Below are 5,683 nucleotides of genomic sequence, written 5' to 3' on the forward strand. Positions count from 1 at the left end.
TGTACCTGGTTCGCCTTATCGAGACAGGGCTAGCCATGCAACCGGGTCTCCAGAAGGTGGGAGACGCCTGGCGGATATAAAAAACCGGACCCTTCGGATTCGGCTCTTTATCAATAGACGTGCACCCGTGTTTGTTCAATCGTTGCGGGAGAACACCCAATGCAGCTCACCCACCTGCCTTACCTACAGCAGCCCGCGGGCAGCAAGATTGTGCATCATCGCTCGCAAGCCGAAAGTCCAGGGTGCAGCCTCATGGCTGTAGGTGACTGTGTTGCGCAACGTGCCCAGCAACGGGCTCCCAATGCTGACCTCATCACCCTGCTTATGCGTAAAGCCGCTTCCCGGTGCCTCACGATCCTGGGTAGGCGCAAACAAGGTTCCGAGAAAAAGCATGAAGCCATCAGGGTATTGGTGATCACCGCCGACCGTCTGGGCCACGAGATCCAACGGATCACGGCTGATCAACGCCATGGAACTGCTGCCTTCAAGGATGAAGCCGTCGTCGCCCTGAACCTGCAAATCCACGACGCAGTTGCGCACGTCGTCGAGGGTAAACGTTTCATCGAACAGACGAATAAATGGGCCGATCGCACAGGACGCATTGTTGTCCTTGGCCTTGCTCAGCAGCAGTGCGCTGCGGCCTTCGAAATCACGCAAATTGACGTCATTGCCCAAGGTGACGCCATGCACTTGGCCTCGGCTGTTCACCGCCAGCACAATTTCCGGCTCTGGGTTGTTCCATTCAGACTTGTGATGGATGCCGATTTCGCTGCCACTGCCCACGGCGGCCAGAACCGGTGCCTTCGTGAAAATCTCCGCGTCCGGGCCGATACCGACCTCCAGGTATTGCGACCACATGCCTTGCTTGATCAGCACAGCCTTAAGGCGCATCGCTGCTGGCGAGCCCGGCTTGATTGCCCGCAAGTTATCGCCGATGGCTTCTTGCACCAAGCGGCGAACACTTTCCGCTTTTGCAGCATCGCCTCGGGCCTGCTCCTCGATTACCCGCTCAATCATGCTGGAAGCGAACGTCACCCCGGCTGCCTTGATGACTTGCAAATCTGCTGGGGGCAACAGCGATGCCTTGCCGGGATCGGCATGGCTGCCAGTGTTTCCAAGCAATTCCTCGACAGTCCCGACGTACCTGCCAGACGCCTGACGAACCGCCAACAACGGCGAGGTGTGTTCCAACAGTTCGCTCATTGTCGAAAAGACTTCAGAAAGATCAAACACACCGTCATCGCGCAGCACCACTGGCGAGGGGCCTGCAACCGCACCCGGGATCCAGGCACGGCCGATCAGTGTTCCGGCCAAGCCATCCACTGGCAGGGTGTTTTCGCGCGTCAGTTTCAGATTCGACATAGAGCTTCCAGATCAGTCAGCCATCAGAGCCGTAAAAGTAATGGACCTCCCCCGTAAATCCCAATGAAAGAATCTCACCGATCAATGCTGTTTTGTTATCGACAGACAAGGCCTTATCCGATGGAAAACGATCAAATTACTTTTGGCAGTGTTACCCGATGGCTGAAGATCAAACATTTGGTACTGGTCAWTAGCCTGGCCAAGACCCGCAATATGCACACGACCGCAGAACAGATGAATGTTACCCAACCGGCCATCAGTAAGTCCCCACCGAAGCACTCAGCGAATGGCCATGGGTCATGTATCCCTTTAATACGCCGATCCGACAACGCATGGAGCGCGCGTTCACACTGTTCAAGATCGCCCCGCCAACCAACACCGTTGAGACCATTTCGATGCAAACCTTCCTGCAGTTGCTGCAGTCTGGGCCAATGCTCGCGATGCTCCCCGAGTCCATGGTCCAGTCGCAATTGCAAAATGGGCAGCTTCAAATCCTCAACACGCCCTTCAAAGTTGAATCTCAGGATTACGGGGTTATCACTCGCAAGGATGAACCCCTCTCAKAGCCGACGCGGAGGTTTATTGCGACCTTATTATCGTTCGCCAGACAGCGGCAAACGGCTACAGAGGAGAAGCAAAGCAGCCAACTCAGAAAAAGTCGATGAGGCAAAGTTATCGAGCAATCGAAAGCTCTCATTAGGCAGCCATCTCTATGAATCCTATAGTGCCAGCACAAAAGTGCGGCGCTATTAGCGACCGCGCACCACCCAGCAGCCCGTGAGGATGCGATGGAACTGATCATGAAAACCGGCGCAGCAGCTGTGCTGCGTTTGAACCCGCTGGACGATGTGCTCATCGCACGCCGACCGCTACTCGCTGGCGAAATCCTAGAGCAGGAAGGCGTGACTGTCCGGCAAGCGATTGTGGCGGGCCATAAAGTGGCCTCCCGGCGTATCGAAGCCGGTCAACCGGTAAGGCGCTATGGGCAAATCATTGGTTTTGCGGTTGTCGACATAGAAGCAGGCGAGCATGTCCATGTGCATAACCTGGCCATGGGGGAATTCACACGAGATTATGCTTTCAGCGTCGATGCGAAACCCAACGTCAAGCCAAGTGAAGCCCCGTCGTTCATGGGTATCGTGCGCCCGGATGGACGCGTCGCGACGCGCAACTACATCGGCATTCTTACATCAGTGAATTGCTCTGCCACAGTCGCCCGGGCCATCGCAGACCATTTTCGTCGGGACATCAATCCCGCCGCACTGCAAGCGTATCCAAACGTCGACGGTGTTGTTGCTCTGACGCATTCCGCCGGCTGCGCCGTTGACCCTGCGGGCGACGGTTTGAGCATGTTGCGCCGGACATTGGCCGGATATGCAACCCACGCCAACTTTGCCGCCGTGCTGGTGATCGGGTTGGGCTGCGAGACGAACCAAATCGACTCATTACTCACGACGCAAGGACTGACCCGTAGTAATACCCTGCGCACGTTCAACATCCAGGACAGTGGCGGTACGTCCAAGGCCATCGCCAGTGGCATTGATCACGTGAAGCAATTACTTGGCGAGGCCAATCAGATTCGGCGCGAACCGGTTAGCGCTCGCCACCTGACGGTTGGGCTGCAGTGCGGTGGCTCGGATGGCTATTCCGGCATTACCGCCAACCCTGCGCTGGGCAATGCGGTGGATCGCCTAGTCGCCTGCGGCGGTACCGCGATTCTTTCTGAAACCCCTGAAATATACGGTGCCGAACACTTGCTGACACGACGGGCTGTCAGCCGTGAGGTCGGCGAAAAACTGATCGCTCGAATTCATTGGTGGGAACGCTACTGCGAGCGTATGGGGGCCGAATTAAACAATAACCCCTCTGCCGGCAACAAGGCCGGTGGCTTGACCACCATTCTGGAAAAGTCACTGGGCGCTGTGGCGAAGGCCGGCTCGAGCAACCTGATGGATGTCTACGAATATGCCCAGGCCGTCACGRCCAACGGGCTGGTTTTCATGGACACCCCTGGCYATGACCCCGTCTCCGCAACCGGCCAAGTCGCCGGTGGTGCCAACCTGATTGCGTTTACCACCGGGCGCGGATCGGCCTATGGCTGTGCCCCTGCCCCATCAATCAAGCTGGCGACTAATAGCGCCTTGTGGGCTCGTCAGCGAGAAGACATGGACATCAACTGCGGCGAAATTGCCGAAGACACTTTGACCATCGAGGCGTGCGGTGCAGCAATCTTTGAAACCATCCTGCGCATTGCCTCGGGCGAGCGCAGCATGAGCGAACAACACGGATACGGACAAAATGAGTTCGTGCCTTGGCAGATCGGCGCCGTCACCTGATTTTCAGTCCTGGGAATGCCTTGCCCAGCTATCTCTTGCACATTCAACCTGGAGACAACGATGTCCCTCATCACCGGCCAGAATTTTATCGGCGGTCAGCGCAGCGCCGCCGGCACTATCATCGTCAAGAGTGTGGATGCCAGCACGGGGGAAACCCTACCCTATGCCTTCCACCAGGCGACCTCGCAAGAAATCGAGGATGCTGCCCATGCAGCCTACAACGCTTTTTCCAGCTACCGCATCCTGAGCGCGAGCAAACGGGCTGAGTTTCTCGATGCTATTGCTGAAGAGCTAGAGGCTTTGGACGATGAGTTTATTGCCCTGGTTTGCCGTGAAACAGCATTGCCTGTAGCTCGCATCCAGGGCGAACGCGCACGTACCAGCGGTCAAATGCGCCTGTTTGCAAACGTACTGCGGCGCGGTGATTTCTATGGCGCTCGCATCGACCAAGCGTTACCACTTCGCAAACCGTTACCGCGCCCTGACCTTCGCCAGTACCGCACCGCCATCGGTCCGGTTGCTGTATTTGGTGCCAGTAATTTTCCGTTGGCCTTCTCCACGGCCGGCGGCGATACCGCCTCCGCGCTCGCGGCGGGTTGTCCGGTGATATTCAAAGCCCACAGCGGCCACATGGCGACTGCAGAACAGGTCGCCAACGCAATTATCCGGGCGGCCGAGCGCAGTGGCATGCCTGACGGTATCTTCAACATGATTTATGGCAGTGGCGTAGGCGAAGCCTTGGTAAAACACCCGCTCATCAAGGGTGTTGGTTTTACCGGCTCGCTCAAAGGCGGTCGAGCATTGTGCGACATGGCCGCTGCTCGCCCCGAGCCCATTCCAGTCTTCGCTGAGATGTCGAGCATCAACCCGGTCGTGATCCTGCCCCATGCCCTCTCGCGTCGGGCCGACAGTATCGCTCACGATCTTGCCGCCTCGGTGGTTCAAGGTTGCGGGCAGTTTTGCACCAATCCCGGACTGGTGGTTGGCATTCGCTCGGATGCATTCAGTGCCTTTCAGGATAGAGTGGCAGCGTTGATAAACGACCAACCGGCACAAACAATGCTCAACGCAGGCACCCTGCGCAGCTATGCGGCTGGATTGCAGAACCTGCACGCGCACCCCGGCATCGTGCACCTGGCTGGCTGTAACCAACAGGGTCACCAGGCGCAGCCACAATTGTTCAAAGCCGACGTAGAGTTGCTGCTGAAAGGCGACAAGGTCCTTCAAGAGGAAATCTTTGGCCCTACATCTATCTTCATCGAGGTCAATGACCAGGCGCAGCTCAACGCGTCCATCAATGCCCTTCACGGACAATTGACCGCAACCTTGATTGGTGAGCCAGAAGACCTTACGCAATTCGTAGAGTTGACTGCTTTGTTGGAGATGAAGGTTGGTCGCATCCTCATCAATGGCTACCCAACCGGTGTCGAGGTCTGCGATTCAATGGTCCACGGCGGCCCTTATCCTGCGACTTCCGATAGTCGGGGCACCTCGGTCGGCACTTTGGCCATCGACCGCTTCCTGAGACCCGTCTGCTTCCAAAACTACCCCGATGCATTGCTTCCCGATGCTCTCAAGAACGCGAATCCGTTGAACATTTCGAGGCTCGTCGACGGTCATCTCTCGCGAGATAGCTTGTAGGTTGGCAAACGGGCAAGACGGCGTACTACGACGTTAGAACCTGTCGTTGGCCTCATTACCCTTTGTATGAAGCAACAGTGCTGAGCGCTTGACGCGTCGGAGCCTGTTCATCCTCTTACAGCCTATTCGCTCAATTGCACGAGCGGGCTTTAGCGTGCTCGCTCGGCTTGGCGACAACGTCAGACGTACGAACTCAGCACCTCACAATTAACCAGCGTTACGCCTTGATCGACCACGGAACGACTCCCTTGACAAGGCGGCGATTCTGGTAACAGAATTACTGATGGAACGAAGTTACAATAACAACAATTGAGAAACCGGAGACACGTTATGAATCAGAGCAT

General features: G+C 56.7%; 4 protein-coding genes. 3 read left to right on the forward strand and 1 reads right to left on the reverse strand.

Annotated elements, in window-relative coordinates:
- Window positions 1-183 precede the first annotated feature (183 nt).
- Window positions 184-1,362, reverse strand: coding sequence for a fumarylacetoacetate hydrolase family protein (locus AC1DLB_RS22450; protein ID WP_111455240.1), 1,179 nt, complete (start codon window positions 1,360-1,362; stop codon window positions 184-186).
- Between the two features lie 299 nt (window positions 1,363-1,661).
- On the opposite strand from AC1DLB_RS22450, the gene AC1DLB_RS22455 reads away from it, so the two are divergent.
- From AC1DLB_RS22455 to AC1DLB_RS22465, 3 genes are all read left to right on the forward strand, one after another.
- Window positions 1,662-2,027 carry a LysR substrate-binding domain-containing protein gene (locus AC1DLB_RS22455; protein WP_477785671.1) on the forward strand — a complete coding sequence of 122 codons (366 nt, stop codon included), beginning with the start codon at window positions 1,662-1,664 and terminating at the stop codon, window positions 2,025-2,027.
- A gap of 123 nt (window positions 2,028-2,150) precedes the next feature.
- Window positions 2,151-3,698, forward strand: coding sequence for a UxaA family hydrolase (locus AC1DLB_RS22460; RefSeq protein WP_477785672.1), 1,548 nt, complete (start codon window positions 2,151-2,153; stop codon window positions 3,696-3,698).
- A 60-nt stretch (window positions 3,699-3,758) separates the two neighbouring features.
- Window positions 3,759-5,339, forward strand: coding sequence for an aldehyde dehydrogenase (NADP(+)) (locus AC1DLB_RS22465; RefSeq protein ID WP_477743060.1), 1,581 nt, complete (start codon window positions 3,759-3,761; stop codon window positions 5,337-5,339).
- The last annotated feature ends 344 nt before the right edge of the window (window positions 5,340-5,683 follow it).

This window comes from Pseudomonas sp. 05N434 (assembly GCF_056396965.1).